2 protein-coding genes are annotated in these 2985 nt (G+C 58.6%); one reads left to right on the top strand and one right to left on the bottom strand.

Translation table 11 applies throughout. From position 1 onward, the window contains the following. Positions 1-278 precede the first annotated feature (278 nt). On the top strand, positions 279-2222 hold the full coding sequence (locus tag JOZ76_RS19485; protein WP_291700933.1) for an alpha/beta hydrolase domain-containing protein: 1944 nt from the start codon (positions 279-281) through the stop codon (positions 2220-2222). Positions 2223-2284: 62 nt separating this feature from the next. Here JOZ76_RS19485 and JOZ76_RS19480 read toward each other — a convergent pair whose 3' ends face one another. After that, positions 2285-2875 (bottom strand): VOC family protein, encoded by a 591-nt coding sequence (locus JOZ76_RS19480; RefSeq protein ID WP_291700931.1) that lies wholly within the window; start codon positions 2873-2875, stop codon positions 2285-2287. Positions 2876-2985 lie beyond the last annotated feature (110 nt).

The following is a 2985-nucleotide window of genomic DNA, read 5'->3' as shown; positions in this document are numbered from 1 at the left end:
AGCGACGGCGAGATTCGTCGGTAGGGTTCTTGCCGGTCAAATCGCACAAGCGGCGTGATTTCGTTTTTCTTCCGGGAGGCGTCGTCTGGGAGCGACGCCCTCGGAAATCCTGCCTCTTCTCGGCAGGCCACCATTGGTGGTATATCTCAAAAGAACTGTCGGGAATGGACCCGAATTCTTCTGATTCTTATCTCCGCGTATGTGCCCGATCAGGGCTCGCATCACCTTCATCAGTGACCCGAACCCGCGTGTGCACGCGCCGTCGCAGGGAGGAACGGATGAAGCGCATACTGCAGGGCTTGGCCTTCGCGATCAGTGTCGTGTGTCCATCGCAACCCGTGGACGCAAAGGTCATCAAGTTTGAGATCCTTCGCACTGAATCGCCGGCATTCGAAGGGCGCACTTTCGCTCCCGTAGGCACCTATGACCGCATCATTGCCCGCGCGACAATTGCGGTGCCGCCCGATGATCCGCACAATTCAGTGATTGCAGATATCGATCACGCCCCGCGGAATGCGCACGGACTGGTCGAAGCGGTGAGCGATGTCGAGATTCTGCGCCCCACCATTGCAACCGGCGCAAATCGTCGCCTTTTCTATGAAGTTGTGAATCGCGGCAACAAAGCCGGGCTGGCACTGTTCAATGACGCCGCGGTCACGAACGACCTGACCAAGGCTGCTGACGCGGGTAATGGCTTTCTGATGAGCCGCGGCTACACGATCGTGTGGAGCGGCTGGCAAGGGGATACGGCTGCTGGGGGTGGGCGTCTTACGTTTTCGCCGCCCATTGTGCCGCAGGTAACCGGCCTCTCTCGCGAGGAATTTGTTTTCGATCACTCGGAGAACCCCGCGGTCGCAAAGCTGAGCTATCCCGCCGCCGATCTCGATCCCGCGCAGGTGAAGCTCACGGTGCGCGCACGCGAGAGCGATCCGCGAAGTGAGCCGAGCGATCTTTCGATGAAGTTCGAAGACCCAAACCGGATTGCGATCAGTCGTCCGGCCGGTTTCGATGCCGGCGCGATCTATGAACTGATCTACCTCGCCAAGGATCCGAAGGTGATGGGACTCGGGTTTGCGACGACGCGCGATATCATCTCGTTCCTTCGGTATGACAAGGCCGATGAAGAAGGCACTCCGAATTTGCTGGCCGGCCACATCGATCGTGCCATCGCATTCGGCGTCTCACAGAGTGGCCGATATTTGCATGATTTCCTCTATCTCGGCTTCAACGCCGATGAGGCGGGCCGTATGGTTTTCGATGCGCTGATGCCGCATGTCGCCGGCGGGAAGAAGACATTCACCAACTATCGCTTCAGCCAGCCCGGCCGTTCGCCCTACCAGCACGCCGATACAGTTTATCCGGGCTCCGAATTTCCGTTCACCTATCCAGTGATTACTGACACGCTCACTGGACGCACCGACGGTCTGCTGGCCCGGTGTCTAGCTGCCGGTAACTGCCCCAAGATCATCAAGACCGACAGCGAAATCGAGTTTTACCAGCAACGCGCATCCTTGGTGGCGACCGACACGCAAGGCAATGCCTTGGCGATGCCTGACAATGTTCGGCTGTTCTTGATCTCCAATCTTCAGCATTTCGCCCTGGCAACTGACCGCTCCGCGCTCACGCGGACCTGTATGTTCCCGACGAACCCACTCCATGCAGGTCCGCCAGCGCGCGCTTTGTTGGTCGCGCTTGATCAATGGATAACGGATGGGACACTGCCGCCGCCGAGCCGCTACCCGAGCCGAGATGATGGCTCCCTCGTGCCGCCGATTCCCGAAGCGGTGGGCTTTCCGCGAATTCCGGGCGTCGTTTACACCGGACGAATGACACAACCGACAGTGATCAATTTCGACGTGGTGCCGCCGGTCAAAGGGGCCGCCTATCCAGTATTTGTTCCAAAGACCGACGCCGATGGCCGCGATATCGCCGGAGTGCACCTGCCGACCTTGGAGGCTCCCGTCGCAACGCATACGGGCTGGAATTTCCGCAAAGCTGGATTCGCGGAGGGTGAGTTGTGCGACAACAACGGGTCGATGTTCCCGTTCGCTGCCACTCGCGAGGAGCGGCTCAGCAACGGTGATCCGCGCCTATCGCTGGCCGAGCGCTTTCCAAAAGAGGGCGATCGCGCTGCGGCCGTTTTGACGGCCGCGAAGCAGCTCGTCCAAGACCGACTGCTGTTGGAACAGGACGTCAAGCTGTTCATGGCAAGCGTCAAGTAAATTTAGCGAGATAGTCGCGGGGTTACGCCATCAAGCTCACGACCTCGCTTGGTGCAGCGCCACTAGCCGTTCTGCGTACCGTCCGCGTACCCACCACCGATCTCCGTACCGGGTGCGAGCAATCCCTTGCCCGGGACATGATTAATCTCCAGCCTCGTACCGTCCGGATCCTCGAACAGCACCGAATAGTAGCCGGGGGCAAAACTGTCCTCGCGCGGTGCGTGAACGATACGTGCGCCAATCTTTAGAAGAAAGTCATACGCCTCATCGATATCGGCACGTTCTCGCGCGCGAAAACAGTGGTGATGCAATCCGACGGAGCCCTGGCGGAATCGTTGACCAGCATACTCCTCTGTGGGCGCGTGAATGCCGAATCCCGTGCGGCCGCCAACACAATAGAAGGTGTTCACCGTGTCAGCCACGATCGCAAGGCCCATAAACGGTAATAGTTGTCCGTAGAAGGCACGTGCGGCTGCAAAATTTCCGGCCGTAATGAAGGTATGGGCAACACCATTGATTTCCATGCTCGGTCCTTCCGCAATCACCAATTCTACGAACAATCCGTTGGTGCGTTCAACTAGAGTTTGAGCGCCCGTATCGAACGTCTTGCTCGACGTGGACACCATGTTGCGGCAGCCGATCGACGTCGACATTCGGCACAGAAAATTTATGAAGTCGGGGCCACGCTGTCCGAACGAAACGGGTCCGTGGCTAACCATTGCTTAACCTTTGCGTGCGGCCTTGCCGGAATAAGCCGAAATAT

This window comes from Bradyrhizobium sp. (assembly GCF_019244115.1).
GTDB lineage: Bacteria > Pseudomonadota > Alphaproteobacteria > Rhizobiales > Xanthobacteraceae > Bradyrhizobium.
The sequence above is the reverse complement of the archived record's forward strand: the minus strand, read 5'-3'. Positions and strand labels throughout refer to the sequence as shown.

Coding starts and splice junctions, on each gene's coding strand:
- JOZ76_RS19485 (WP_291700933.1), top strand. CDS start 279: ATGAAGCGCATACTGCAGGGCTTGGCCTTCGCGATCAGTGTCGTGTGT.
- JOZ76_RS19480 (WP_291700931.1), bottom strand. CDS start 2,875: ATGTCGACGTCGATCGGCTGCCGCAACATGGTGTCCACGTCGAGCAAG.